At 71.8% G+C, this 25,156-nt stretch carries 24 protein-coding genes; 16 read left to right on the forward strand and 8 right to left on the reverse strand.

Features of this window, described 5'->3' with window-relative positions:
* Positions 1-43: 43 nt before the first annotated feature.
* Entirely contained in the window at positions 44-3,700 is a 3,657-nt protein-coding gene (locus tag D3A60_RS02930; protein ID WP_231120372.1) for a Calx-beta domain-containing protein, read from the reverse strand.
* Positions 3,701-3,886: 186 nt separating this feature from the next.
* Here D3A60_RS02930 and D3A60_RS02935 point away from each other — a divergent pair, with 186 nt between their 5' ends.
* Together D3A60_RS02935 and D3A60_RS02940 are read left to right on the forward strand one after the other, a co-directional pair.
* Positions 3,887-4,774 carry a tryptophan 2,3-dioxygenase gene (locus tag D3A60_RS02935; RefSeq protein ID WP_119717188.1) on the forward strand — a complete coding sequence of 296 codons (888 nt, stop codon included), beginning with the start codon at positions 3,887-3,889 and terminating at the stop codon, positions 4,772-4,774.
* 163 nt (positions 4,775-4,937) lie between these two features.
* On the forward strand, positions 4,938-6,443 hold the full coding sequence (locus D3A60_RS02940; RefSeq protein ID WP_119717189.1) for a peptide MFS transporter: 1,506 nt from the start codon (positions 4,938-4,940) through the stop codon (positions 6,441-6,443).
* Positions 6,444-6,515: 72 nt separating this feature from the next.
* On the opposite strand, the gene D3A60_RS02945 is transcribed toward D3A60_RS02940, so the two are convergent.
* Positions 6,516-7,019: a MarR family winged helix-turn-helix transcriptional regulator gene (locus tag D3A60_RS02945; RefSeq protein ID WP_119717190.1), complete on the reverse strand. Its 504-nt coding sequence runs from the start codon at positions 7,017-7,019 to the stop codon at positions 6,516-6,518.
* 96 nt (positions 7,020-7,115) lie between these two features.
* On the opposite strand from D3A60_RS02945, the gene hppD reads away from it, so the two are divergent.
* The 3 genes from hppD (at position 7,116) to D3A60_RS14450 (ending at position 10,395) form a co-directional block, all read left to right on the forward strand.
* Positions 7,116-8,207, forward strand: a complete 1,092-nt coding sequence (gene hppD, locus D3A60_RS02950; RefSeq protein ID WP_196778621.1) for a 4-hydroxyphenylpyruvate dioxygenase — start codon at positions 7,116-7,118, stop codon at positions 8,205-8,207.
* Positions 8,208-8,318: 111 nt separating this feature from the next.
* Positions 8,319-9,638 (forward strand): homogentisate 1,2-dioxygenase, encoded by a 1,320-nt coding sequence (hmgA, locus tag D3A60_RS02955; protein ID WP_119717191.1) that lies wholly within the window; start codon positions 8,319-8,321, stop codon positions 9,636-9,638.
* 106 nt (positions 9,639-9,744) lie between these two features.
* Entirely contained in the window at positions 9,745-10,395 is a 651-nt protein-coding gene (locus D3A60_RS14450) for a lectin (protein ID WP_196778622.1), read from the forward strand.
* Here the strand turns inward: D3A60_RS14450 and D3A60_RS02970 are convergent.
* On the reverse strand, positions 10,374-11,072 hold the full coding sequence (locus D3A60_RS02970) for a hypothetical protein (RefSeq protein ID WP_119717194.1): 699 nt from the start codon (positions 11,070-11,072) through the stop codon (positions 10,374-10,376). The two genes, D3A60_RS14450 and D3A60_RS02970, sit on opposite strands and share 22 nt — an antisense overlap.
* A gap of 158 nt (positions 11,073-11,230) precedes the next feature.
* Between D3A60_RS02970 and D3A60_RS02975 the strand changes: the two genes are divergently transcribed.
* Genes D3A60_RS02975 through D3A60_RS02985 form a run of 3 tightly spaced genes read left to right on the forward strand, consistent with a single transcriptional unit; the run spans position 11,231 to position 14,413 of the window.
* Positions 11,231-12,235: a sodium:calcium antiporter gene (locus D3A60_RS02975; protein WP_119717195.1), complete on the forward strand. Its 1,005-nt coding sequence runs from the start codon at positions 11,231-11,233 to the stop codon at positions 12,233-12,235.
* Positions 12,236-12,285: 50 nt separating this feature from the next.
* Positions 12,286-13,527 (forward strand): Na+/H+ antiporter NhaA, encoded by a 1,242-nt coding sequence (gene nhaA / locus D3A60_RS02980; RefSeq protein ID WP_119717196.1) that lies wholly within the window; start codon positions 12,286-12,288, stop codon positions 13,525-13,527.
* A gap of 1 nt (position 13,528) precedes the next feature.
* Positions 13,529-14,413 carry an SDR family oxidoreductase gene (locus tag D3A60_RS02985; RefSeq protein WP_119717197.1) on the forward strand — a complete coding sequence of 295 codons (885 nt, stop codon included), beginning with the start codon at positions 13,529-13,531 and terminating at the stop codon, positions 14,411-14,413.
* Between the two features lie 4 nt (positions 14,414-14,417).
* Here D3A60_RS02985 and D3A60_RS02990 read toward each other — a convergent pair whose 3' ends face one another.
* From D3A60_RS02990 to D3A60_RS03005, 4 genes are all read right to left on the reverse strand, one after another.
* The gene (locus D3A60_RS02990) at positions 14,418-15,326 is read right to left on the reverse strand and encodes a DMT family transporter (protein ID WP_196778623.1); all 909 of its coding nucleotides are present in this window, start codon (positions 15,324-15,326) and stop codon (positions 14,418-14,420) included.
* Complete coding sequence (locus D3A60_RS02995) at positions 15,326-15,826, reverse strand: Mpo1 family 2-hydroxy fatty acid dioxygenase (protein WP_119717199.1); 501 nt, start codon at positions 15,824-15,826, stop codon at positions 15,326-15,328. Before D3A60_RS02995 ends, D3A60_RS02990 begins: the two co-directional genes overlap by 1 nt.
* A 64-nt stretch (positions 15,827-15,890) precedes the next feature.
* On the reverse strand, positions 15,891-16,112 hold the full coding sequence (locus tag D3A60_RS03000) for a hypothetical protein (protein WP_119717200.1): 222 nt from the start codon (positions 16,110-16,112) through the stop codon (positions 15,891-15,893).
* Between the two features lie 11 nt (positions 16,113-16,123).
* On the reverse strand, positions 16,124-17,065 hold the full coding sequence (locus tag D3A60_RS03005) for a phosphoribosylaminoimidazolesuccinocarboxamide synthase (RefSeq protein ID WP_119717201.1): 942 nt from the start codon (positions 17,063-17,065) through the stop codon (positions 16,124-16,126).
* A 143-nt stretch (positions 17,066-17,208) separates the two neighbouring features.
* Between D3A60_RS03005 and D3A60_RS03010 the strand changes: the two genes are divergently transcribed.
* Positions 17,209-17,547, forward strand: a complete 339-nt coding sequence (locus D3A60_RS03010; RefSeq protein ID WP_119717531.1) for a J domain-containing protein — start codon at positions 17,209-17,211, stop codon at positions 17,545-17,547.
* A 91-nt stretch (positions 17,548-17,638) separates the two neighbouring features.
* Here the strand turns inward: D3A60_RS03010 and D3A60_RS03015 are convergent, their stop codons facing one another.
* Positions 17,639-18,484 (reverse strand): outer membrane protein, encoded by an 846-nt coding sequence (locus D3A60_RS03015; RefSeq protein WP_119717202.1) that lies wholly within the window; start codon positions 18,482-18,484, stop codon positions 17,639-17,641.
* A gap of 192 nt (positions 18,485-18,676) precedes the next feature.
* Between D3A60_RS03015 and rpe the strand changes: the two genes are divergently transcribed.
* From rpe to D3A60_RS03050, 7 genes are all read left to right on the forward strand, one after another.
* Positions 18,677-19,363: a ribulose-phosphate 3-epimerase gene (gene rpe, locus D3A60_RS03020; RefSeq protein ID WP_119717203.1), complete on the forward strand. Its 687-nt coding sequence runs from the start codon at positions 18,677-18,679 to the stop codon at positions 19,361-19,363.
* Between the two features lie 214 nt (positions 19,364-19,577).
* Entirely contained in the window at positions 19,578-20,531 is a 954-nt protein-coding gene (gene yegS / locus D3A60_RS03025) for a lipid kinase YegS (protein ID WP_119717204.1), read from the forward strand.
* Positions 20,532-20,711: 180 nt separating this feature from the next.
* Positions 20,712-22,205 (forward strand): anthranilate synthase component I, encoded by a 1,494-nt coding sequence (gene trpE, locus D3A60_RS03030; protein ID WP_196778624.1) that lies wholly within the window; start codon positions 20,712-20,714, stop codon positions 22,203-22,205.
* 83 nt (positions 22,206-22,288) lie between these two features.
* Entirely contained in the window at positions 22,289-23,062 is a 774-nt protein-coding gene (locus D3A60_RS03035) for an SIMPL domain-containing protein (protein ID WP_119717205.1), read from the forward strand.
* Between the two features lie 3 nt (positions 23,063-23,065).
* Positions 23,066-23,644, forward strand: coding sequence for an anthranilate synthase component II (locus D3A60_RS03040; protein ID WP_119717206.1), 579 nt, complete (start codon positions 23,066-23,068; stop codon positions 23,642-23,644).
* 44 nt (positions 23,645-23,688) lie between these two features.
* Positions 23,689-24,723 carry an anthranilate phosphoribosyltransferase gene (trpD, locus tag D3A60_RS03045; RefSeq protein ID WP_119717207.1) on the forward strand — a complete coding sequence of 345 codons (1,035 nt, stop codon included), beginning with the start codon at positions 23,689-23,691 and terminating at the stop codon, positions 24,721-24,723.
* A gap of 46 nt (positions 24,724-24,769) precedes the next feature.
* Positions 24,770-25,129 carry an antibiotic biosynthesis monooxygenase family protein gene (locus D3A60_RS03050; protein ID WP_119717208.1) on the forward strand — a complete coding sequence of 120 codons (360 nt, stop codon included), beginning with the start codon at positions 24,770-24,772 and terminating at the stop codon, positions 25,127-25,129.
* Positions 25,130-25,156 lie beyond the last annotated feature (27 nt).

Below are 25,156 nucleotides of genomic sequence, written 5' to 3' on the forward strand. Positions count from 1 at the left end.
GTTAGGGCATGCCGATCACGGCATGCCGATCAGCGCACGCCGGTCACGGCACGCCGACGATGCGGTTGCGGTAGCTCGCCGTGTTGTCGGCCGGCACCAGCTCCGGCGTCGCCGACGCGGCGGTCGCCTGCAGCGTCAGGAACCCGGTGCTGTCGGGCCGCGCCGGGACGCGGATCGCCACATCGAAGCGCTGCGACGCCCCGGCCGCGAAGGCGCCGGCGGTGCGGCACGTGGCGACGAAGCGGGCGGCGTCGCCGGCCACCTCGCACGTCCAGCCGGCCACCGGCGCGATCGCCACGTTGGCCGCCGGCGCGTCGCCGGCGAGCGTCACCACCGGCTGCCACGCGGCGTCCGGGCCGCGGTGCGTGAACAGCAGCGCGAACGGCTCGACGCGGTCGTAGTGCAGCTTCTTGTCGGGGCCGCCGAGCGCGACCGCGAGGTCGGCCTCGGCGACGACGGCCACGCTGGCGACGGCCTCGTCGTTGGCCGGCACTTCGTCCAGCGACTGCGCCTCGACCGCCACCGCCAGGGTCAGCGGCGCGTTGGCCTGCGCCTGGGTGGTCGTCGCGCTGATCGAGAACGCGGCTTCCGCGCCGTTGGCGAGCGTGGCGGTCAGGCAGGCGACGGTGGTGCGGCCGGCGTCGACCTGGGCCGCGTCGCAGCTCCAGCCGGCCGGGGCCACCACTGCCATCGTCGGCAGCTCGCCGTCGAGCGCGAAGCCAACGCCGATCGCCTCGGCCGCGTCCGGGCCGTTGTTGCGCACGGTCGCGGTGAACGTCGCCGGCAGGTTGATCCGCGTAGCCGGGCCGGCCGTGGCGGTGACCGCCAGGTCGGCGCGCGGGCGCGGGTCGAAGTACGCGATCACCGGGTCGTGGTCGGCGGTGCGCGTCGGCACGGCCGCGTTGGCGCGGCTGGTGTCGGTGAAGTCCGCGTTGATCCGTGCGTGGTCGAGGGCGAGGCGGCGCGTGGTGACGACGGCCTCCTCGTTGACCAGCACGTGGTCGAGCGTCTGCGCGTTGCCGTCGAACATGAAGGAGTAGCGCTCCTCCGGCGGCAGCGTCTGGTCGAGGTTGACCAGGTCCGGGTCGACGTAGTCGATGCCGTCGCCGGCGACCACGGTCTGCGCGTCCGGCGTCGGCGTGCCGGTGACGACGTTCATCGAGTCGACCAGGCCGTCGTTGAAGCCGAACGCGTTGAAGTCGCCGAGCACGACCAGCCGCGTGTCGGCCGAGGCGGCCTGGCGCTGCTGCAGGTACTGGGCGAGGAACTCGGCCTGGCGCAGGCGCTTGAGGCGCACGCGCTCGCCGGTGGCGGTGTCGGCCTCGACGTCGATCAGCGAGCGCTGGTGCACGCCCACCACGGTGACCGGGTAGGCACGGCCGTCGTCGAAGCGGACCACCGCGTCGAGCACCAGCGGCGGACGGTCGTTGAGCGTGTCGGGCGAACCGTTCGGCTGCGTCCACGTCGCGTCCTTGCCGACCTGGGTCACCGCGAGCACCTCGACGCGCGGCGCGCCGCCGGCGGTCGCGGCGGTCTTGACCAGCATGCCGGTGTCGATGCCGCCGACGTCGTTGCCTTCCTCGAGGTACGCGACGTACTGCGGGTCCGGCTGGCCGGCGGCGACGGCGTCGGCGTTGATCCGCGCGGCCAGCGCCTGCAGCGTCGCCAGGTTCTCGACCTCGATCGTCACCAGCACGTCGGGCGCGTGCAGGTAGTCGCGGATGCCGAGCGACGCCTTGCGCAGGCGCAGGTCGAACTGCGCCGCGCTGAGCACCGGCTCGCCGATCGCCGGGTCGTTGACCGTGTCGAAGAAGCGCTCGAGGTTGTAGCTGGCGACGGTGAACTCGTCGGCCGTCGGCACGCGCGCGGCGCGGATCTGCGGCACGAACGCCACGTTGATCGGCACGGCCGGGTCGCGGTGCACGGTGTAGCGCAGGAAGCCGTAGTCGAGCGGGCCGGTCAGGCCTTCGATCACGCTGCCGGCCGGCAGGTCGAGCACGAACGCCGGGCCGCCGAGGGTGTCGCTGTCGATCGTGATCGCCTCGGGGTTCGCGTCCCAGACCGGGATCGGCGGACTGCTCGCGCCGCCGGGGATCGCGTCGAACACCGACACGCCCGGCTCGCGGAACGGACGCGCGACCCCGGTGATGACCGCGGTCAGGATGCCGTTGACCGTGCCGGTGGTCTTCGGGTCCGGGCTGCTGCCGAGCGTCGGCGCAACCACGGTGACGCTGGCGACGGTCACGCGCATGCCCTCGGCGAATTCGAGCTGCTCGAGGCCGCCGTCGGCGGTGGTCATGTCGGCCGTCAGCGGAATCGGCGCCGGCATCGGGTTGCCGGACGACAGAGCGGTCACGGTCGGGCTGCCGCCGAGCTGGGTCAGCGGACGCTGGGCCGGCGCGGCGGGCGGGACGAACTCGAGCACGGTGCCGCGCACGCGGACGCGGTTGCCGACCGTGGCCGCGGCCGACGGCGCACCGCCGGTGAACACGAACACGCCGTCGGACGTCAGCGGGTCGGCATCGGCCTCGGCGTCGGGCGCCTGCAGGAAGAAGCCGTTGTTCTTGCGGCCGGTGACGATGCCGGTCGTGGTGACGAACTGGCCCTCGATCGGCGAGCGCGAACCGCTGCCCTGGATCTGGTGGATCGCGGTCAGCACGAAGTCGTCGGTGCGGATCGTCGCGGCGGCCTGGCCGTCGGCGACGGTCGCGCCGGTGGCGGCGACGACGTTGACGAAGAACGCCTCGTCGCCTTCGACGGCGGTGTCGCCGAGCACGTCGACGCTGATCGTGACCGAGGTCTGGCCCTCGGCGATCGTCGCCTGGCCGGCGACCGCGACGAAGTCGCTGCCGGCGCCCGCGGTGCCGTCGGCGCTGGCGTAGTCGACGACCACGCCGCCGGCAGCGGCCGGCTTGTTGAGGCTGAAGGTGAAGAACAGCGGCGAGGACCCGGCGTCGCCCTCGTCGATGGCCGCGTCGGCCACCGACAGGCGCGGCGGGCTGACGCCTGCGCCGCGCGCGATGACGCTGACGTCGTCGATGGCGAGGCCGTCGTCGGCGCCGCTGGCGTCGGTGTCGACCCAGCGCAGCCACACGGTCGCGCCCTCGGGCACGGCCAGCGAGCCGATCGTGGTCGACAGCGCGGTGCGGTTGGCGGCGGCGTTGCCGTCGCGCAGGCCCACGGTGCCGGCGTTGGACGGCGCGACGAACGCGAGCTCCGTCAGCGTGCTCCAGGTGCCGTCGGCGAGCGAGGTCGCGTCGTAGCTGACCTGCACGTCGAGGCGGTCGACGCGGCCGGCGGTGCCCATGCGCCACTGCTCGCCGACATAGGCCACATCGAGCGCGGTGATGTCGCCGCCGGTGTCGTTGCGCAGGCACGCGCCGAAGCCCGGCACGAGGCTGCCGCTGCGCAGGCCGCCGAGCGCGCGCTCGCTGCTGCCACTGGCGCCGAAGCTGAAGCTGTCTCCGGTGTTCGAGCTGCCGGTGCCGGCGGTGTAGAGGCCGTTGGCATTCGTGCCGGTTTCGCGAAGCGCCCAGCCGGCCGGCAGCGTCGCCGAGCTGCCGCTGTTGGCCAGCGTGTCGAACGACTCGGTGACGGCGACGTCGGTCGACGCCAGGCTCAGGCAGGACTGCGCGTGCGCACTGCCGATGCCGGACAACAGCAGCAGGCCGAGCGCCGCGCGGCGCAGGACGGTGGTCATCGTTTGGAACTCCCCGGAAAAGGCACGGGGGCGGCCCCACGCGCGGCGACGATTGTGCCTGCAAGCGTGGCGGGGCGTTGTTGCAGTGCGGTGACCGGGCGGATCCGGCGAGACCGGTGCGTCCGCCGCGGCCGGGCCGTCGCGGGCGATGCGCTACCCTTTGCGCCCCGTTCGAACGCCCCCGCCATGACCGTCGACAAGAACGAGCGCGCGCTCGAAAGCGGCATCCACACCGACCTGTCCGGGCGGATGACCTACGCGGGCTACCTGCAGCTGGACCGGCTGCTGTCGGCGCAGCACCCCGCATCGAGCCCGCCGCACCACGACGAGATGCTGTTCATCATCCAGCACCAGACGTCGGAGCTGTGGATGAAGCTGCTGATCCACGAGCTGCAGGCGGCCGTGGCGCACCTGCAGCGCGACCAGGTCTGGCAGACCGGCAAGGTGCTGGCCCGCTGCAAGCAGGTGCTGCACCAGCTGACCGCGCAGTGGTCGGTGCTCGAGACGCTGACCCCGTCGGAGTACATGGGCTTCCGCGAGGTGCTCGGCCCGTCGTCGGGCTTCCAGTCGCTGCAGTACCGCAAGATCGAGTTCCTGCTCGGCAACAAGAACGCGCAGATGATCCCGGTGTTCGCGTACGACCCGCCGGCGCAGGCCGGGCTGGGGGAAACGCTGGCCGCGCCGAGCCTGTACGACGAGTTCCTGCTGTACCTGGCCCGCTGGGGCCACGCCGTGCCGGCGCGCCACCTCGACCGCGACTGGTCGGTCGCGCACGTCGCCGACCCCGAGCTGGTCCCGGTGTTCGAGCGCATCTACGAGGACACCGACCGCTACTGGCGCGAGTACGCACTGGCCGAAGACCTGGTCGACCTGGAGACGCAGTTCCAGCTGTGGCGCTTCCGGCACATGCGCACGGTCATGCGGATCATCGGCTTCAAGCGCGGCACCGGCGGCTCCAGCGGGGTCGGCTTCCTGCAGCAGGCGCTGCAGCTGAGCTTCTTCCCGGAGCTGTTCTCGGTCCGCACCAGCATCGGGCCGAGCACCGCCGCCGGCGGCGCCGAGGGCGCCTACTGACGGGCGCGGCGGGGTGGGCGGCCGCGCCGTTCAGGTGAACCCTGCTGCGTTGCACCACCGGCCGGAGGTTTGACGGACCCGACGCGAGCCGGTAAACCTCGCGCTCCCCGTGCCGACGGCCCGGGGCTCATTCATTCAGTCCAAGCACGACGGGGGATACCGCATGAGCGGAGCCGCAACCTCGGGCGCCAGCGCGCCCATTCCAGAGTTCAAGCAGGTCCTGGGGCATCCCAAGCCGCTGTGGATGCTGTTCATGACCGAGTTCTGGGAGCGCTTCGCGTTCTACGGCATGCGCTGGGCGCTGGCCCTGTACATCGTCGCCCAGTTCTACGCCGGCGACAGCGCCGGTGAAGCGCCGGCCAGCCGCCTGTACGGTGCCTACCTCGCGCTGGTCTACGCCGCCGCTCTGTTCGGCGGCTACGTCGCGGACCGGATCATCGGCTACCAGCGCTCGATCCTGCTCGGCGCGGTCGTCATGGCGCTCGGCCTGTTCATGATCGTCATTCCCAACGAACAGGTGTTCAAACTCGGCCTGGCGACGATCATCGCCGGCAACGGCCTGTTCAAGCCGAACATCTCGACGATGGTCGGCCAGCTCTACTCGACCAGCGACACGCGCCGCGACGCCGGGTTCACGCTGTTCTACATGGGCATCAACGCCGGCGCATTCATCGCCCCGATCCTCACCGGCTGGCTCGCCGAGCGCATGTTCGGCGGTTCGCCGGAGATGCCGGCGTACAAGGTGGTGTTCATCGCGTCGGGCATCGGCATGCTGATCAGCCTGGTGTGGTTCTGGGTCGGCCGTGCGCAGCTCGAGGGTGTCGGGCGCCCGCCCGAAGGCGATGGCGGCAAGCGCAACGTGCTGTACGTGCTCGCCGGCGTGCTGGTGGCGATCCCGGTCATCTACCTGCTGCTCGCGATCGACGCCGGCCACCTGCAGTGGCTGCTGACCGCGCTGTTCGTCGGCCTGTGCGTGCTGATCCTCAAGGAAGGCTTCAAGGACGGCGCGATCCGGCGCGACATGGCGATCGCGATGCTGATCATCTTCGCGTTCAACGTGCTGTTCTGGATGTTCTTCGAACAGGCCGGCAGTTCGTTCAACTTCCTCGCCCAGAACATCGTCGAGCGCGACCTCGGCGGCTGGATCTTCCCGGTCGGCTGGTTCCAGTCGGTCAACTCGCTGGCGATCATCACGCTGGCGCCGCTGATCGCGTGGATGTGGATCAAGATGGGCAGCGCCAACCCGTCGATCCCGCGCAAGTTCGGCCTCGGCATCATCTTCAACGGCCTCGCGTTCCTGCTGCTGATGTTCGCGCTGTCGAGCTTGGTCGACCCGGCCACGCTGAAGATCCCGTTCTGGACGCTGTTCATGGTCTACGTGATCCAGTCGATCGGCGAGCTGTTCCTGTCGCCGATCGGCCTGTCGATGGTGACCAAGCTGGCCCCGGTGCGGCTGGTCGGCTTCGGCATGGGCGGCTGGTTCCTGTCGACCGCGATCGGCAACAACCTGTCGGGCATCTTCGCCAGCCACGTCAGCGGCGAAACCGGCATGACCGTCGAGTCGGCACTGTCGGGCTACACGTTCGGCTTCTGGGTGCTGCTGGGCAGCGGCGTGCTGCTGTTCCTGATCGCCCCGCTGATCAACAAGCTGATGCACGGCGTGAAGTAAGCCGGTCCAGTGTCCGCACGAAAGAGAAAGGCGGCCCTCGGGCCGCCTTTTTCATGGCCATTGCGTCGCCGCTCAGCCGATGCCGGCGTCGACGCCCGCCTCGATCGTGCCGTCGGATTCGGCGCGCAGCTCCAGCTCGTCGAGCCGGCCGAGCAGGCCGAACAGCAGGTCGCGCTCGGCCGGCTGCATGCCGCCGAGCAGCTTGCGCTCGAACGCCAGCGCCAGCGGCGCGACCTGGTCGTAGATCCGGTAGCCCTCTTCGGACAGGGTCAGCACCGAGCGGCGGCGGTCGTCGTCGTGCATCTCGCGGCCCAGGCGCCCCATCTCGGTGAGGCGGGCCACGGCGCGGCTGACGGCGACCTTGTCCATCGCGGTGCGCTGGGCGACCTCGTTGGCGGACAGGCCGGGGTAGCGGCCCAGCACCGCCATGACCCGCCACTCGGTGATGCCGATGCCGAAGCGCTCGGAGTAGATCCGGGCCAGCGTCGCGCTGATCCGGTTGCTGAGCACCGACAGCCGGTACGGCAGGAAGTGCTCGAGGTCCAGTTCGGCGTGGCCGGTCGTGCGTGCGGTCATGGTGCGCTGTGCCTTGCTCTTGGTTACATGTGAAACTATAAAGAGGGTTCCCCCAAAGCCGACCCGCCGGGTCGGCCGCCATTGGAAGAGAGTGCCATGAACGCCCAGCCCAACCTCGGCATGCAGGTCACCACGTTCGAAAACCCGCTAGGCATCGACGGCTTCGAGTTCGTCGAGTTCGCCGCGCCGGCCGGGCAGGGCGAGTTGCTGCACGACTACTTCCGCCGCATGGGCTTCAGCCCCGTGCTGCGCCACAAGTCGCGCGCGATCACCGTGTACCGGCAGGGCGGCGTCAATTTCCTCGTCAACGAGGACCCGGACAGCTTCGCCGCCGACTTCGCCGCCGCCCACGGGCCGTGCGCGTGCGGCTTCGCGATCCGCTTCAAGGAGCCGGCCGGCAAGGTCTTCGACACGGTCGTCGGCAACGGCGGCGAGGCGATCGACCACAAGGCCGACAGCCGCGCGATCGACGCGCCGGTGGTCAAGGGCATCGGCGACTGCATGCTGTACCTGGTCGACACCTACGGCGCCAAGGGCAACCCGTACGCCGACTACCTGCCGGTGCAGGGCGCCGACGCGAACCCGCGCGGGTTCGGGCTGACCTTCATCGACCACCTCACGCACAACCTCTACTTCGGCAACATGCAGAAGTGGTCGGACTACTACGAGCGGCTGTTCAACTTCCGCGAGATCCGCTACTTCGACATCAAGGGCGCCAAGACCGGCCTGGTGTCGAAGGCGATGACCGCGCCGGACGGCGTGGTGCGCATCCCGCTGAACGAGTCGAGCGACCCGAAGTCGCAGATCAACGAGTACCTCGACGCCTACAAGGGCGAGGGCATCCAGCACATAGCCTGCTTCACCGACGACATCTATTCGACGGTCGAGGCGATGCGCGAGTCGGGGATCTCGTTCCTCGACACGCCCGACACCTATTTCGAGGTGATCGACCAGCGCGTGCCGAACCATGGCGAGGACGTCGCCCGGCTGGCGAAGAACAAGATCCTGATCGACGCCGACGCCGAGACCAAGCAGCGCAAGCTGCTGCAGATCTTCACCACCAACGCGATCGGCCCGATCTTCTTCGAGATCATCCAGCGCAAGGGCAACGAGGGCTTCGGCGAAGGCAACTTCCAGGCGCTGTTCGAGAGCATCGAGCGCGACCAGATGAAGCGCGGCGTGCTCTGACCGGGCGGCGTCGCTCGTTTCCACCGCGGCGTCCGGCGGACGCCGCGACCCCACTGAACTGACGGGCGCCCCGGCACCGGCCGGGGTGCGCACCCACCCAAGGCGGCGGCAATGGCGATCGACGGCAACGGCTACCAATCCGGCTTCGGCAACGAGTTCGCGACCGAGGCGGTCGCCGGCAGCCTGCCGGTCGGGCGCAACTCGCCGCAGCGCGTCGCGCACGGCCTGTACGCCGAGCAGGTGTCCGGCACGGCGTTCACCGCGCCGCGCCACAGCAACCGCCGCAGCTGGCTGTACCGGATCCGCCCGGCGGCGATGCACGGGCCGTTCTCGCGCATCGACCAGCCGCGCTTCCACAACCGCTTCGACGAAGCGCCGGTGTCGCCGGATCAGATGCGCTGGGATCCTCTGCCGATGCCGGAGTCGCCGTGCGATTTCGTCGACGGCCTGTACACGATGGCCGGCAACGGCGGTCCCGCGGCGCAGGTCGGCATGGGCGTGCACCTGTACGCCGCCAACCGCGACATGGACGGGCGCTTCTTCTACGACGCCGACGGCGAGCTGCTGATCGTGCCGCAGCTCGGCCGGCTGCACATCGAGACCGAACTGGGCGTGCTCGACGTCGAGCCGCAGCAGATCGCGCTGATCCCGCGCGGCCTGCGCTTCCGCGTGTCGCTGCCGGACGGCCAGGCGCGCGGCTACGTGTGCGAGAACTTCGGCGCGATGTTCAAGCTGCCCGACCTCGGCCCGATTGGCAGCAACGGCCTGGCCAACCCGCGCGACTTCGAGACGCCGCACGCGGCCTACGAGGATCGCGAGGGTGCGGCGGTCGGCAAGGATTTCGAGCTCGTCGCCAAGTTCCAGGGCCACCTGTGGCGCGCCGACATCGGCCACTCGCCGCTCGACGTGGTCGCCTGGCACGGCAGCTATGCGCCGTGCCGCTACGACCTGCGCCGCTTCAACACGATCGGTTCGATCAGCTACGACCACCCGGACCCGTCGATCTTCCTCGTGCTGCATTCGCCCAGCGACAGCGAGGGCGTCAGCAACATCGACTTCGTGATCTTCCCGCCGCGCTGGCTGGTGGCGCAGGACACGTTCCGCCCGCCGTGGTTCCACCGCAACATCGCCAGCGAGTTCATGGGTCTGGTGCACGGCGCGTACGACGCCAAGGCCGAGGGCTTCGCGCCCGGCGGCGCGTCGCTGCACAACTCGATGACCGGGCACGGGCCCGACGCGGCGACGTTCGACAAGGCGTCGGCGTCGGACCTGTCGAAGCCCGACGTCATCACCGACACGATGGCCTTCATGTTCGAGTCGCGCGCGGTGATCCGGCCGACGGTGCAGGCGGTCGAAGCCGCGCACCGGCAGCGCAACTACCAGGCGTGCTGGTCCGGCCTGCGCAAGCACTTCGTCGCGCCGACCGGCTGACCGCTTCGCGCGCCGTTCACCGCGCCGCGCCAGACTGCGCGCGGATTCGCGCCGGGTCGGCGCGCACACACGGGAACGGGCAATGGTGGCGAGCGTGGGCAGGGGCGTGGCTGCGGTGTTGATGGGCGTGCTCGCGGCCGGCTGCGGCCCGCGGCCGGTCGACGACGCGGACGTGGCGCCGCCCGCGCCGGCGGCGATCGACGCGCCCGCCGAGGACGTGCCGCCGGCCACGGTGCCCGATGCGGCCGCCACGATCGCCTCGGCGACCGGGTCGACGCCGCCCGCCGCTCCCGTGCCGACCGGGCCGGCGCCGGCGCCGGGGGCGATCGCCTACGGCGGCTTTGGACCCGCGGCGTACGGCGGCAGCGTCGAATCGCTGCGGATGGCCTGGGGCAAGGACCTCGACGGTGCGCCGTCCGACCCGCTTGGATGCCACCACCTGACGCCGAGCGGCGGCAGCGGCCTGGCCTTCATGGTCGAGAACGACGCGTTCGTGCGCACCGACGTCAGCCGCGCCGACGTCGAGGCCCCCGGCGGCGGTCGCGTCGGCATGACCACCGCGGACATCCAGCAGCGCTACGGGCCGCGCGTCGACGTGCGCCGGCACGAGTACGTCGACACCGCGCGGGTGCTGCGGATTGCCGATCCGGCCGGGGGCAACGGCGTGCTGGTGTTCGAGACCGATGCCGATGGCACGGTCGCGGCTTGGCGCACCGGCATCGCGCCGCAGGTCGATTACGCCGAAGGCTGCAGCTGAGGCGAGGGAGTCATCGGCGAGGGTCCCGGTGACGAGCGGTCGCCGCGCCCGCGCTCGATCGTGGCCCACGTGTCGAGCTGTTCGATCGGCAACACCTCCAACAGGCGCGCGCGGACGCGCTCGCAATACGACGGCGACGTCGCGCGCTGCAGCCGCGCGAGTGCATCGGCGATGGCGTCAAGCGTCGCGTCCGCCGAGCGCGCCTCGCGCAGCGCCGACTGCAGCACGGTGGTGTCGACGCCCCGCTGCAGCGCGAGCATGTCAATCAGGTACATGCGCGCGGCCAGCAGCGACCGCTTCGTCGCGCCCGGCACGCCCGTCGTGCTCGCGTCCGCCGTCGCCGTCGCCGTCGCCGTCGTGGGCGCGGGCGCGGGCGCGGGCGCGGGCGGACGCGCGGCCGGCGCGCTGGGCCGGGCGAACCGCGCCAGCGCACCTCGCGGTTCGGCGCCCTGCTCGGTCCGCGTCGACGCCGGCTGCGCCGACGGCGGCAGCTGCAGGTAGCCGGCCGCGAGCAGGCGCGCGATCGCCGGTGCCGCGTCGGCACCCAGCAGCGTGCCGACGTCGCCATCGCTGCGGTTGCCGTCGCACAGGATCAGCACCCGCCGCTCGATCACGCTGATCGCCGGATCGCGCGCGTGCAGCGCCGCGCGCGCCCGATCGGTCTTCGCCAGTCGCATGCCCGTCCTTCCCCCCGGAGACGCGGCGACGCTACCGGCGGCCGATGTAGCGGCGATGACAGGCGGCAGGCCGCCCTTGCCGTTGCGTTGACGCAGCCCGCCCCACATTCGCCGCGGGCCGGCGCATAGAATCGGCCAACTGAGGAGAGGGGACGCCGATGTTCGCAGCGATCGGGTGGTTCGTACTGGGGCTGGTGCTGCTCGCACTGGGCGGCGATTCGATCGTCAAGGGCGCGGCCGGCCTGGGCCGGCGGCTCGGCCTGGCGCCGTTCGCGGTCGGCCTGCTGCTGGTGGCCTTCGCCACGTCACTGCCGGAGCTGTGGCTCAACGTGATGGCGATCGCCACCGGCCAGCACTCGCTGGCGCTCGGCAACGCGGTCGGCAGCAACGTCGTCAACGTCGGCCTGACCCTCGGCGCGGCCGCGTTCGCCGCGCCGCTGCTGGTGCGGTGGCGTGCGCTCGCACCGCTGCTGGTGGTGCTGATCGCCGGCACGATCGGCGTGATGGTGCTCGGCCTCGACGGCGTGCTGTCGCGCGTCGACGGCGCGATCCTCGTGATCGCATTCGTCGCCGTCGTCGCGTACGCGCTGGTGCGCTCCCGGCACGAGTCGGCCGAGCTGCAGGCCGGCATCGCCGAGTACACCTACACCCAGGATGCGCTCGGGCTGAACCTGGTGCGCGTGCTGATCGGTGCGGCGCTGCTGACGCTCGGGTCGGGACTGATCGTCGGCGGCCTGCCGTTCTCGATGCTGGGCCTGGACCTGTCCGAAAGCCATGCGTCGATCATCGGCGCGGGACTGGGCATGACCCCGCTGGTGACCGGCCTGCTGCCGGTCGCGATCGCCACGGCGCTGCCCGAGGCGGCCGCCGCGATCGCCGCGGCGCGGCGCGGGCAGGGCGACATCGTCGCCGGCCACGTGATCGGGTCGAGCCTGGTCAACCTGCTGCTGGTCGTCGGTGGGATCGCGCTGGTGTCGCCCGCGCACGGCCTGGCGGTGCCGGCGTCGTTCCTGCGCTTCGAGTGGCCGGCCGCGCTGGTGTTCGCGCTGATGCTGGTGCCGGTGCTGCGCGGCGACCTGCGCGTGTCGCGCAACGAGGGCATCGGCCTGCTCGTCGCGCTGGTCGTGTGGATCGCGTTCGAGCTGGTACTGCTGCAGCGCTGAGCCCGTAGCACCTGCGCGGAGTCGCGGCGGGGCGTCGATATACTGGGGCGATGAACACGCCCACGCCCCCTTCGCCCGCCGCCCGCCCGCTGCCGGCGCGCGCCCTGCACGCGCTGTCGGAGTTCTTCCGGCTCGAGGCCGCGGGCGGCATCCTGCTGATCGTCGCGGCGGCGCTGGCGCTGGTCGCGGCGAATTCGCCGCTCGAGGAGGCCTACGAGGCCTTCCGCAGCCTGCCGGTGCAGGTGCGGATCGGCGGGCTCGACATCGCCAAGCCGCTGCTGCTGTGGATCAACGACGGGCTGATGGCGGTGTTCTTCCTGCTGGTCGCGCTCGAGATCAAGCGCGAGATGCTCAGCGGCCAGTTGGCCGGCCGCGAACAGCTGGTGCTGCCGCTGGTGTGCGCGCTCGCCGGCGTGGCCGTGCCGGCGCTGATCTTCACCGCGTTGAACCACGACAACGGCGACGCGATGCGCGGCTGGGCAGTGCCGACCGCGACCGACATCGCATTCGCGCTCGGCGTCCTGGCGCTGCTCGGCTCGCGCGTGCCGGTCGGGATGAAGCTGCTGCTGTCGACGATCGCGGTCATCGACGACCTGATCGCGATCGTGATCATCGCGCTGTTCTATTCGCACGGGCTGTCGGTGACCGCGCTGGCGTGGGCCGCCGCCGCGCTGGCGCTGATGGCGCTGCTGAACCGGCGCGGCGTGACCGCGCTGACCCCGTACCTGCTGCTCGGCGTGGTGCTGTGGGTGTGCGTGCTGAAGTCCGGCGTGCACGCGACGCTGGCGGGCGTGGCCACCGGGCTGATGATCCCGCACGTCAACACGCGCAACGCCATCGACGACGCGGTCGAGCACTCGCCGCTGGAGCACCTCGAGCACGCGCTGCACCCGTGGGTCGCGTACCTGATCCTGCCGGTGTTCGCGTTCGCCAACGCCGGGCTGGTGCTCGGCGGCCTGCAGCTCGGCGACGTGACCGCGGCGCTGCCGCTGGGCGTGCTGCTCGGCCTGGTCGTCGGCAAGCCGATCGGCATCGTCGGCGTCGCCCTGGCGATGCGCGGGCTCGGGTGGGCGCGCTTCCCCGCCGGCATGGACACCCGCGCGATGCTCGGCCTCGGCCTGCTGTGCGGCATCGGCTTCACGATGAGCCTGTTCATCGCCTCGCTCGCGTACCGCGACCCGCACTACTACGAGCAGGCGGTGCTCGGCATCCTCGGCGCGTCGGTCGCGGCGGCGCTGGTCGGTTACGCGTGGCTGCGCGCGGTGCTGCCGGCCCGCGCGACGCAGGGCTGACGTGCGCCACGCGCTGGTGTTCGGCGGCAGCGGCCAGATCGGCCGCCCGCTGCTGGTGCGGCTGCGCCGAGACGGCTGGCGCGTGACCGCGGTGTCGCGCGACGCCCGCGCCGACGAGCCCGGCCTGCACTGGCTGCGCGGCGACCTGTCGAACGTGCCGGCGCTGCCGCCGAACATCGAGGCGGTCGTCAGCTGCGGTCCGCTCGACGCGTTCGCGCGCTGGTACGCCGCGCACGCGCCGGCGGCGCCGCGCGTGATCGCGTTCGGCTCGACCAGCGCCGACAGCAAGCGCGGCTCATCGGATCCGGACGAGCGCGACGTCGCCCAGCGCCTGCGCGACGGCGAGGCGACGCTGCTCGACGCCGCCGCGCGGCGCGACGCGGCGCTGACGCTGCTGCGGCCGACGCTGGTGTACGGCGCCGGCCGCGACGCGACGCTGACCCGCATCGCCGAACTGGCGCAGCGCTGGGGTCGCTTCCCGCTGCCGCGCAACGCGAACGGCCTGCGCCAGCCGGTGCACGTCGCCGACCTCGCCGAGGCGGCCGCCGCGTGCCTGGGAAACGACGCGACGCACGGACGCACCTACGCGCTGCCGGGCGGCGAGACGCTGCCGTACCGCGACATGGTGGCGCGCGTGCTCGCCTGCCTCGAGCCGCCGCCGGCGCTGGTCGAGCTGCCGTCGCCGCTGTTCAACGCCGCGCTGCTGGCGGCGCAGGCGACCGGACGCGCGACTCACCTGGGCGAAGCCGCGGTGCGGCGGATGCGCAGCGACCTGGTGTTCGACCTGACGCCGGCGCAGCGCGACTTCGGCTACGCCCCGCGCGCGTTCCGCCCGACCGCGGGGATGTTCGTGCCGCGCGACGACGAGCGCGTCGACGCCGACTGACGGCTCACAGGTCCTCGGCCACCGGCGCGGTGCGCGATTTCGCGATCGCCCGCAGCGCGATCACCAGCACGCCTCCGAGCACCATCGCGCCGCCGACCAGCAGCCGCGGCCCGGGCCGATCGCCCCAGAACGCAATGCCCAGCCCGACCGCAAGCACCGGCACCAGCAGCAGCCACGGCGTCACCTGCGCGACCGGATGCCGCTGCACCAGCACGTAGTACAGCCCGTGGCCGAGCAGCGACGAAACGAACGCGGCATACGCGATGCCCGTCCACGCAACCCAGCTCACGTCGCCGAGCCGCGCGAGCGCGCCCGGCTCCCACCACGCGCTGATCGCCAGCAGCGGCGCGACGCTCAGCACCGCGGTCCAGCCCTGCTGGTTGTACGCGTCGACGCCGCGCAGCCGCTTCATCAGCACGGTGCCGACCGCCAGGAACAACGCCGACACCAGCATCAGCACCAGCGCGAGCGGGCGGTCGACGACCAGCGGGTCGAAGCCGAGCACCAGCACGCCGGCGAAACTCAGCGCGATCGCCAGCCCGGTGCGCCAGCCGAAGCGTTCGCCGAGCACCCACCAGGCCAGCAGCGCGGTCATCGGCACGTAGCTCTGCAGCACGATCGCCGGCGACGACAGGTCGCCGGCCAGCTTCAGCGCCGAGAAGCTCAGCCCGAAATGCAGCACGCCGATGCACAGGCACGACGCGACCAGCCGCGGCCACTGCCCCGGCGCCGGTGCGCGCAGCACGAACACCAGCGGCAGCGCGAGCAGCGCGAAGCGCAGTGCGGTGAACAGGAATGGCGGGATCTCACGCAGCGCCAGCGCGGAGGTCAGGAAGTTGCCGGCCCACGCGACGCAGACCAGCAGCACCAGCACCAGGTCGCGGCCGCCGAGGCCGCGCGGCGCCGCCGGCACTAGTACGACCAGCCGAGCTTGCGGTAGCCCTTGGCCAGCACCCACGCCGGGCCGATCAGCAGGTAGGTCAGGTCGGTCAGGAAGCTCGGCTTGCGCCCTTCGATCTTGTGGCCGACGAACTGGCCGATCCACGCGACGACGAACACCGCGATCGCGACGGCCAGCAGCACCTGCGTGCCGAACGCCTCGTGGATCGCGCGGGTCAGCAGCCCCATCGCGACGAACACCGCCACCATGCCGAGGCCGAGCCGGCGCGAGTGGCGGTAGTAGAACAGCGCCGCGGCGACCATCGCCGCGCCGGCCCAGATGCCCGGGCGGAACCAGCTGCCCGGCGCGGGAATGCACCACAGCAGCGCTATCACGCTCCACAGGATCGCCGGCACGCAGATCACGTGGATCAGCTGGTTGGTCGGGTTGCGGTGGTCGCCGGAGTAGCTGGCGAACCAGCGGTCGATCGGGCGGTCCAGCGGCTGGGGCGAAGCGTCGGCGAGCGTGCTCATGGCGGACTCGGGCGAAGGCGCGGCGGGCGGGTGCCCAGTATGCGCCGGCGCGCCCGCGGCAGCGCTAGCGGTGGTCGCGATGGCGCCGGAACACCAGCACCCCGATCGCGACGGCGACGAACAGCAGCGTCGCCGCGAGCCACTGGTCGAACGCGAAGCGCAGCGCCAGCGCCAGCGCGAGCAGCGCGCCGACGCCGATCCGCGCGCGGTCGCTGGCGTCGGCGCCGAGCACGAACCACGCGCCGAGCCCGAGCCCGGCGCCGGCGGCGATCAGCTCGTAGGCCATCGCCGTGCCGCTCAGTCGATCGAAATGCCGGCCAGCTTCTGCAGCGCTTCGGCGTACTTGGCGCGGGTGCGCTCGATGACCTCGGCCGGCAGGCGCGGGCCCGGCGGCGTCTTGTCCCAGCCCAGCGTCTCCAGGTAATCGCGGACGAACTGCTTGTCGTAGCTCGGCGGGCTGGTGCCGACCTCGTACTCGTCGGCGGGCCAGTAGCGCGAGGAGTCCGGCGTCAGCATCTCGTCCATCACGTACAGGCGGCCGTCGGCGTCGGTGCCGAACTCGAACTTGGTGTCGGCCAGCAGGATGCCGCGCTGCGCCGCGTAGTCGCGCGCGAACGCGTACAGCCGCAGCGTCGCGTCGCGGACCTGCTCGGCCAGCTCCGCGCCGACCGTGCGCACGGCGGTGTCGAAGTCGATGTTCTCGTCGTGGTCGCCGACGGCGGCCTTGGTCGACGGGGTGAAGATCGGCTCGGCCAGCTGCTCGGCCTGGCGCAGGCCGTCGGGCAGCGCGATGCCGCTGACCCGGCCGGTGCGCTGGTAGTCCTTCCAGCCGCTGCCGATCAGGAAGCCGCGCGCGATGCACTCGATCGGCACGGGCTTGAGCCGGCGCGTCACCACCGCGCGGCGGGCGTACAGCGCGGCGTCCACGCCGGCGGGCAGCACCGACGCGACGTCGATGCCGGTCAGGTGGTTGCGCACGATGTGCTCGGTCTTGCCGAACCAGAAATTGCTGATCTGGCACAGCATCTCGCCCTTGCCCGGGATCGGGTCGGGCAGCACCACGTCGAACGCGCTCAGGCGGTCGGTGGCGACCATCAGCAGGTGGCCGAGGTCCGACGCGGCGCCCGGCGGCAGCGGGTCGGGCAGGCGGTCGGCGGGCAGGTCGAAGACGTCGCGGACCTTGCCGCGGTGGCGCAGCGGCAGGCCGGGCAGGTCGGATTGAAGCAGGGTCGTGGACAACGCGAAGGCCCCCAGGCAAGACACGGGCCCCGTCGCCGCTCCGCGCGCGGGCGCGACGGGGCCGGGCAGTGTACGCCGGTCGGGACGGGCCGGGCAGTTACACTCGCGACACGGTCCGGATGCGGATGAACGGGGCAGCATCGATGGCGGGGAAACGCTGGTACGGCAAGCTGCTTGGGCTGTTCGCCGGCGCCGCGCTGATGCGCACGAACCCGCTGTTCGGCGCGGTCGTCGGCCTGCTGATCGGGCACGCGTTCGACATCGACTGGTTCCGGCTGCGCCGTGACAACCCGTACGCGGTGCTCGGCCTGACGTCCGACGCCAGCGATGCCGAGGTCGACCAGGCCTACCGCCGGCTGATCTCGCAGTACCACCCGGACCGCTTCAACGGCGCGGCCGACGAGCTGCGCCGGCAGGCCGAAACGCGCGCCGGTGAGATCAATGCCGCGTACGACCGGATCAAGACGCTGCGCAAGCGCTGAGCCTCGCCGGCGTCGGCATCATAGAAAAAGGCCCGACCCATCGAGGGGCCGGGCCTTCGCATGCGAGGCGACGCGGGCATGCCGCCGCGGATCAGAACCGGTAGCTGGCGGTGATGCGCAGGCTGTCGAGCTCGATGTCGGTGTCGCTGCGGCGGAAATCCGTGCCGTTCGGGTTCTGCAGGATGAACGGGTTGGTCGCCGGCGCCGGGCCGGCGGCGCGGACGCGGTAGTCGCCGTCGTCGAGCTCGGTGCGCAGGTACTCGACGCCGACCGTGAACGCCTGGCCGAAGCGACGCTCGTAACCGAGGCCGAGCTGGTGGCCGGATGCATCGGTGTCGCCGTTGTTGGTGAACGTGTTGACGCCGTTGCTGGTCGCGAACGTGTTCTCGATGCTGGCGCGCGCGCCGCCGGCGGTCGCATAGACCAGGTTGGCCTCGTCGTCGCCGACGACCACGCCGATACGCGCGCGCAGGGCGGCGATGCCGTCGATCTTGCGCAGCATCGAGTAGCGCGCCGGCGTGGTGCTGAAGGCCGAGACCGCGTCGCGCGCGTCCATCAGTCCGTACTCGCCGACCACGCCGAAGACGAAGCGGTCGAACTGCCAGTCGTAGCCGGCGCGCAGGCCCCAGTCGGCGCCGCCGGTGTTCTCCGCGCAGCCGCCGGCCGGCGTCGCCGTCTGCGCCACGCCGTTGCAGAAGCCCGGCGAGAACGCATCGGCGCCGGCGCCGGTGCGCACCGTGTCGTTGAAGTTGCCGTCCAGGTTGGTGTCGAACAGGAAGCGGTCGCTGTCGCCGTTGTCGGGCTTGTCGACGATGCCGGCGTACGCGCCGACGTAGCCGCCGTTCCAGCTGCCCTTGGCGTCCTGCGCGTTGGCCAGCGGTGCCGCGGCGACCAGCAGGCCAGCCACCAGCGCCGCGCTCATCCGATTCAGTTTCATGTGGTCTCTCTCCGTGTGATGTCGTGCGGGGTGCCGTGATGGCGGCATTGCGCGGCCCGTCCCATGCCGGTCCGCTGTGCCTGTTTACGTGAGGCTGCGGCGAGCGGATGCGTGCCGCGCGCGACGCAGCGGGTTTGGCGCGGCCACTCAAGGCGGCGACAATGGCGTCCTTCGCCCGCCCGAGCGCCGCCCATGCAGTCGACCGTCATCGCTCCCTCGATCCTCTCGGCCAACTTCGCCCGGCTCGGCGACGAGGTCGACGCCGTGCTCGCCGCGGGCGCCGACTGGGTGCACTTCGACGTGATGGACAACCACTACGTGCCGAACCTGACCATTGGCCCGATGGTCTGCGAGGCGCTGCGCAAGCACGGCGTGACCGCGCCGATCGATGTGCACCTGATGGTCGAGCCGGTCGACCGCATTGTCCCGGACTTCGCCAAGGCCGGCGCGTCGATCATCAGCTTCCATCCGGAGGCCAGCGCGCACGTGCACCGCACCGTGCAGCTGATCAAGTCCCACGGCTGCCAGGCCGGCCTGGTGCTGAACCCGGCCACGCCGATCGAGGTGCTCGACTGGGTGCTCGACGAGCTCGACCTGGTGCTGGTGATGTCGGTCAACCCGGGCTTCGGCGGGCAGAGCTTCATCCCGTCTGCGCTGGAAAAGCTGCGCCGCGTGCGCGAGCGCATCGACCGCAGCGGCCGGCCGATCCGGCTGGAGATCGACGGCGGGGTCAAGGCCGACAACATCGCGCAGATCGCCGCCGCCGGCGCCGACACCTTCGTCGCCGGCTCGGCGATCTTCAACGCGCCGGGCGCGGCCGAGCACGGCTACGCCGACATCGTCGGGCGCATGAAGGCCGCGGTCGCCGCGATCCGCTGACGCGCGCCAAAAAGAAAGCGGCAGGCCCCGGGGAAGGCCCGCCGCTGGAAGATTGGAGGCAATCCCGCCTCCTTCCGTCGTCCTTGCGATGGCCTCCCATGCTCCGCACGGGCGATGACGCGGTGATGACAGCGCGGCCTCGCGCGGAGTTCACGGCGGCCGCGCGCGTCGCTGCTAGCCTGCGATGCCCCGTCCCCCGCCGAGATCGTCCCCGATGCCACGCTGGCGCCTGATCCTCAACGGCAAGTCCGCCGGCGACGATGCGCTGCGCGACGCGGTGATGGCGCTGCGCGCGCGCGGCGTCGAGCTGGACGTGCGGGTCACGTGGGAATCCGCCGACGCCGAACGCTACGTCGCCGAGGCCATCGCCGACGGCGTCGACACGATCATCGCCGCCGGGGGCGACGGCACGCTCAGCGAGGTCTCGACGCGGCTGGCGCGTCGCGACGCACCGGCCGATGCGCTGCCGTCGCTGGCGCTGGTGCCGCTGGGCACCGCCAACGACTTCGCCGCCGCGGCGGGGATTCCGCTCGAACCCGAGCGCGCGCTCGCGCTCGTGCTGGCGACGCCGCCGCGACCGATCGACCTGCTGCGGATCACCGCCGACGGCGGGGACCACTGGTGCGCCAACCTGGCCAGTGGCGGCTTCGGCACGCAGGTCACGGTCGAGACCGACGAGGGACTGAAGAAGATGCTCGGCGGCCTGGCCTACCTGCTGACCGGGATTTCGCGGCTCGGCAAGATCGATCCCGTGCCGGCGCAGGTGCGCGCGCCCGGGGTCGAGTGGCGCGGCGAGCTGATCGCGCTGGGCCTGGGCAACGGCCGCCAGGCCGGCGGCGGGCAGGCGCTGTGCCCGGAGGCGCTGGTCGACGACGGGCTGCTGGACCTGACCATCGTGCCGGAACTGTCCGGCGAGGTCGCCGCGACGCTCGGCACGCTGGTCAGCGAGGGCCGGCAGGCCGCGCTCGAGCGGGTCGCGATCCAGCACCGCGTGCCGTGGGTCGAGATCGACGCCGAGCCGGCGCTGACGCTGAACCTCGACGGCGAGCCCGTGGCCGCGCGCCGCTTCCGCATCGACTGCGTGGCCGGCCGCGTGCGCATGCACCTGCCGGCGGACTCGCCGCTGCGGCAGCCGCACGGTCCCCCCGTCGAGCCGGCGCCGCGCTGACCGGTGTGCGGCGCGGCGGTCCCGTCGCGCCGCCGCCGTCCAGCCGCTACAGTAGGCGCATGGACGTTCGCGCGACCCAGATGCTGCTGAATCCAGTGCTCCGTGCCGGCCACCCGGCGTGGCGATGGTGGCCGCAGGCCCGCCTCGCCGTCGCCCCGTCGCCCACCAAGGATTCGCCGCGTGATCTCGCCCGCCCAGTCGCAAGAGCTCTTCCAGCAGCAGGCCGCTGACGGCCACACCCGCATCCCGGTCGTCCGCGAGGTCCTGAGCGACCTCGACACGCCGCTGTCGGTCTACCTCAAGCTCGCCGACGGCACCCACACCTACCTGTTCGAGTCGGTCGAGGGCGGCGAGCGCTTCGGCCGCTACTCGATCATCGGTCTGCCGGCGCGACGCGTGTACGCGTTCGCCGGGCATTCGCTGTTCGTCACCGAGGACGGCGAGCTGGTCGAGTCGCGCGAGGTCGCCGACCCGTTCGCCGAGGTCGAGCGCCTGCGCGCGTCGCACTCGGTGCCGAAGATCCCCGGCCTGCCGGGCTTCACCGGCGGGCTGGTCGGCTGGTTCGGGTTCGAGTGCGTGCAGTACATCGAGTCGCGGCTGGCCGCGGCCGGGCACGACAAGCCCGACGAACTGGGCACGCCCGACATCCTGCTGATGCTCAGCGAAGAGCTGGCGGTGTTCGACAACCTCAAGGGCCGGCTGTACCTGATCGTGCACGCCGACCCGCGCGAACCGCGCGCGTTCGCCCGCGCGCAGCGCCGGCTCGACGAGCTGACCCACCGCCTGCGGCAGGGCGGCCCCGGCTACCCGGAGACGCGCGACGCCAACGTGCTCGACGAGGCCGACTTCGTGTCCGGCTTCACCCGCGACGGCTTCATCGCCGCGGTCGAGAAGTCCAAGGAGCTGATCCGCGCCGGCGACATCTTCCAGGTCGTGCTGAGCCAGCGCCTGTCAGTGCCGTTCAAGGCGCGGCCGATCGACGTGTACCGCGCGCTGCGCGCGCTGAACCCGTCGCCATACATGTACTACCTCGACGTCGGCGGCACCCAGGTGATCGGCTCGTCGCCGGAGATACTGGTCCGGCTCGAGGGCGGCGAGGTCACCGTGCGCCCGATCGCCGGGACCCGCCCGCGCGGCGCCACGGCCGAGCAGGACCAGGCGCTGGAGGCCGAGCTGCTGGCCGACCCCAAGGAGCGCGCCGAGCACCTGATGCTGATCGACCTGGGTCGCAATGACGTCGGCCGCGTCGCGCAGCCCGGCACGGTCGAGGTCGGCGAGCAGTTCGTGATCGAGCGCTACAGCCACGTCATGCACATCGTCAGCGAGGTCACCGGCCGCCTGCGCGACGGGCTCAGCTACGCCGACGTGCTGCGCGCGACGTTCCCGGCCGGCACGGTCAGCGGCGCGCCGAAGATCCGCGCGCTCGAGGTCATCCGCGAGTTCGAGCCGGTCAAGCGCAACGTGTACTCCGGCGCGGTCGGCTACATCGGCTGGCACGGCGACGCCGACACCGCGATCGCGATCCGCACCGCGGTGATCCAGGACGGCCGCCTGCACGTGCAGGCCGGCGCCGGCATCGTCTACGACTCCGACCCCGCGGCGGAGTGGGACGAGACGATGAACAAGGGCCGCGCGCTGTTCCGCGCGGTCGCGCAGGCGGCGCAGGGGCTGTGAGCGCGCGCAACCCCGCCGCGGGCGCCCGCGCGTTGCATTCAGGGCGCCGACGCGGCGCGACCGATTCGACAAGGAGTCCGACCATGCACCGCACCCTGATGATCCTGCTCGCCGGCTGGCTGCTGGTCGGCGCCGCGCACGCCCAGGTCAACGCCCTGCCGCCGACCCGGCACATCCTCGTCTACGGCGATGCGCAGGCGCGCGCGATCCCGGACCGGTTCCGCATCACCATCAACCTGCAGGCGGTCGACCTCGACGCCGACGCCGCGCGCAAGCGCGTCGAGGCCAGCCTGGCGCAGGTGCTGCGCCAGCTCGATACCGCCGGCGCGGAATCGAACGAGACCGTGGCGACTTCGCTGAAGATCGAGACGCGCCGGCGCTACGACGACCAGCTCCGCGAAGAGGTCTTCATCGGCACGTCGGTGAACCGCAGCGTCACCGCCCGCTTCGACGCGAAGGAAAAGCTCGAGCGCTTCATCGCCTCGGTGCAGACCTCGAAGGAGCTGACGATCGGCGGCGTCGACACCGAGCTCGCCGGCGAGCCGGCCCTGCGCGCGGCGCTGCGCGAGAAGACGATCGCGTCGACTCGCGAAAAGGCCGAGGTCATCGCGCGCGCCTACGGTGCGCGGCTCGGCGGCGTCTACAGCGTGTCCGATGTGGCCCCGCAGTTCGAGTACGGCGTTCGCGAAGGCCGCTGGCCGGCGCTGTACGAATGGCGCGGCCGCGCCGGTGCGCAGTCGCTCGACCGGATCGAAATCAGCGGCACGCGCATCTCGCCCGAGCAGGCCGAGTCGTTCCGCACCGGCTACGTCACCTACACCGACAAGATCTACACCGTGTTCCTGCTGGCGGACTGACCCATGCTGTTGATGATCGACAACTACGACAGCTTCACCTGGAACCTCGTCCAGTACCTGCAGTCGCTCGGGGCCGAGGTGCGGGTGGTGCGCAACGACGAGCTGACCGTGCCGCAGATCCGCGCGCTGCAGCCCGATCGCATCGTGATCTCGCCCGGGCCGTGCACGCCGAACGAGGCCGGGGTGTCGGTCGACGTGATCCGCGAGCTCGGCGCCGACACGCCGATCCTCGGCGTTTGCCTCGGCCACCAGTCGATCGGCCAGGCCTACGGCGGCGACGTGGTGCGGGCCAAGACGATCATGCACGGCAAGACCTCGCGCATCCGCCACGCCGGGCGCGGCGTGTTCGCCGGCCTGCCCGACGCGTACGAGGCTACGCGTTACCACTCGCTGGTGGTGGCGCGCGACACGCTGCCCGATGCGCTCGAGGTCACCGCCTGGACCGACGCCGACGACGGCGGCTTCGACGAGATCATGGGGCTGCGGCACCGCGAGCATCCCGTCGAGGGCGTGCAGTTCCACCCCGAGTCGATCCTGACCGAGCACGGCCACGCGCTGCTGAATAACTTCCTCGAGCGCTGACGGCCGCCCGTCACCGCCGACCCGATACGACGCACGGACCCGCCATGCCCCTGACCCCGCAAGAAGCGCTGCAGCGCACGATCGAGCACCGCGAGATCTTCCACGACGAGATGGTCGACCTGATGCGCGCGGTGATGCGCGGCGAGGTCTCGTCGGTGATGACCGCGGCGATCCTGACCGGCCTGCGGGTCAAGAAGGAGACCGTCGGCGAGATCGCCGGCGCGGCCAGCGTGCTGCGCGAGTTCGCGCGTCCGGTCGACGTCGCCGATCGCACCCACCTGGTCGACATCGTCGGCACCGGCGGCGACGGCGCGCACACGTTCAACATCTCCACCGCCAGCATGTTCGTCGTCGCGGCGGCCGGGGCGAAGGTCGCCAAGCACGGCAACCGCAGCGTGTCGTCGAAGTCCGGCAGCGCCGACGTGCTCGAGGCGCTCGGCGCGGCGATCGAGCTGCAGCCGGAGCAGGTCGCGCGCTGCATCGACGAGATCGGCATCGGCTTCATGTTCGCGCCGGTGCATCACCCGGCAATGAAGGCGGTCGCGCCGGTGCGGCGCGAGATGGGCGTGCGCACGATCTTCAACATCCTCGGTCCGCTGACCAATCCGGCCGGCGCGCCGGCGATCCTGATGGGCGTGTTCCACCCGGACCTGGTCGGCATCCAGGTGCGCGTGCTGCAGGAGCTCGGGGCGCAGCGCGCGCTGGTCGTGTGGGGTCGCGACGGCATGGACGAACTGTCGCTTGGCGCCGGCACCCTGGTCGGCGAACTGCGCGACGGCGTGGTGCGCGAGTACGAGCTCCACCCCGAGGACTTCGGCATCACGATGGCGCACAGCCGCAACCTGCGCGTCGAGGACGCGATCGAATCGAAGGCGATGGTGCTGCAGGCGCTGTCCGGCGCGGACGGCCTGCCGCGCGAGATCGTCGCGTTCAACGCCGGCGCCGCGCTGTACGTGGCCGGCGTGGCCGACAGCATCGGCGACGGCATCGCGCAGGCGCGCGCGGCGATCGCGTCCGGCGCGGCGCGTGCGCGGCTGGACGCGTTCGTTGCGTTGACCCGGTCGCTGGCTGCAGCGTGAGCGCGGGGTCTGCGATCATGCCCGCCCCGCACCGGACCACTTGCCGATGAGCCCCGCGTTCGCCCGCCTGCCCGAACCGCCGTACTACGCGGTGATCTTCGCCTCGCTGCGCAACGGTCACGACGAGGCCGGCTACCAGGCCGCGGCCGAGCGCATGATCGAGCTCGCCGCGCAGCAGCCCGGGTACCTCGGCGCCGAGTCGACGCGTGGCGCCGACGGCTTCGGCATCACCGTGTCGTACTGGGACAGCGAGGCCGCGATCGTCGCGTGGAAGCACCAGGCCGAGCACGCGGCCACCCGCGCGCACGGGCGCACGCACTGGTACGAGCATTTCGAACTGCGCGTGGCGAAGGTCTCGCGGGCGTATGGAAAGCCCGCCCCCAGCGTCACCAGGTCGCCACCATGAAGAATGCCGCGCGGGCGGCCTGCGTCG

It is taken from the genome of Cognatilysobacter tabacisoli (assembly GCF_003586305.1).
Classification (GTDB): domain Bacteria; phylum Pseudomonadota; class Gammaproteobacteria; order Xanthomonadales; family Xanthomonadaceae; genus Cognatilysobacter_A; species Cognatilysobacter_A tabacisoli.

What these genes read in the sequence shown, in the direction of transcription:
- yegS (WP_119717204.1), top strand. Translation starts at nt 19,578, where the DNA reads ATGCCACGCTGGCGCCTGATCCTCAACGGCAAGTCCGCCGGCGACGAT.
- D3A60_RS03040 (WP_119717206.1), top strand. Translation starts at nt 23,066, where the DNA reads ATGCTGTTGATGATCGACAACTACGACAGCTTCACCTGGAACCTCGTC.
- rpe (WP_119717203.1), top strand. Translation starts at nt 18,677, where the DNA reads ATGCAGTCGACCGTCATCGCTCCCTCGATCCTCTCGGCCAACTTCGCC.
- D3A60_RS02930 (WP_231120372.1), bottom strand. Translation starts at nt 3,700, where the DNA reads ATGACCACCGTCCTGCGCCGCGCGGCGCTCGGCCTGCTGCTGTTGTCC.
- trpD (WP_119717207.1), top strand. Translation starts at nt 23,689, where the DNA reads ATGCCCCTGACCCCGCAAGAAGCGCTGCAGCGCACGATCGAGCACCGC.
- D3A60_RS02945 (WP_119717190.1), bottom strand. Translation starts at nt 7,019, where the DNA reads ATGACCGCACGCACGACCGGCCACGCCGAACTGGACCTCGAGCACTTC.
- D3A60_RS02975 (WP_119717195.1), top strand. Translation starts at nt 11,231, where the DNA reads ATGTTCGCAGCGATCGGGTGGTTCGTACTGGGGCTGGTGCTGCTCGCA.
- hppD (WP_196778621.1), top strand. Translation starts at nt 7,116, where the DNA reads ATGAACGCCCAGCCCAACCTCGGCATGCAGGTCACCACGTTCGAAAAC.
- D3A60_RS03015 (WP_119717202.1), bottom strand. Translation starts at nt 18,484, where the DNA reads ATGAAACTGAATCGGATGAGCGCGGCGCTGGTGGCTGGCCTGCTGGTC.
- D3A60_RS02995 (WP_119717199.1), bottom strand. Translation starts at nt 15,826, where the DNA reads ATGAGCACGCTCGCCGACGCTTCGCCCCAGCCGCTGGACCGCCCGATC.
- nhaA (WP_119717196.1), top strand. Translation starts at nt 12,286, where the DNA reads ATGAACACGCCCACGCCCCCTTCGCCCGCCGCCCGCCCGCTGCCGGCG.
- D3A60_RS03050 (WP_119717208.1), top strand. Translation starts at nt 24,770, where the DNA reads ATGAGCCCCGCGTTCGCCCGCCTGCCCGAACCGCCGTACTACGCGGTG.
- hmgA (WP_119717191.1), top strand. Translation starts at nt 8,319, where the DNA reads ATGGCGATCGACGGCAACGGCTACCAATCCGGCTTCGGCAACGAGTTC.
- D3A60_RS02940 (WP_119717189.1), top strand. Translation starts at nt 4,938, where the DNA reads ATGAGCGGAGCCGCAACCTCGGGCGCCAGCGCGCCCATTCCAGAGTTC.
- D3A60_RS03010 (WP_119717531.1), top strand. Translation starts at nt 17,209, where the DNA reads ATGGCGGGGAAACGCTGGTACGGCAAGCTGCTTGGGCTGTTCGCCGGC.
- D3A60_RS03035 (WP_119717205.1), top strand. Translation starts at nt 22,289, where the DNA reads ATGCACCGCACCCTGATGATCCTGCTCGCCGGCTGGCTGCTGGTCGGC.
- D3A60_RS02970 (WP_119717194.1), bottom strand. Translation starts at nt 11,072, where the DNA reads ATGCGACTGGCGAAGACCGATCGGGCGCGCGCGGCGCTGCACGCGCGC.
- D3A60_RS03000 (WP_119717200.1), bottom strand. Translation starts at nt 16,112, where the DNA reads ATGGCCTACGAGCTGATCGCCGCCGGCGCCGGGCTCGGGCTCGGCGCG.
- D3A60_RS02935 (WP_119717188.1), top strand. Translation starts at nt 3,887, where the DNA reads ATGACCGTCGACAAGAACGAGCGCGCGCTCGAAAGCGGCATCCACACC.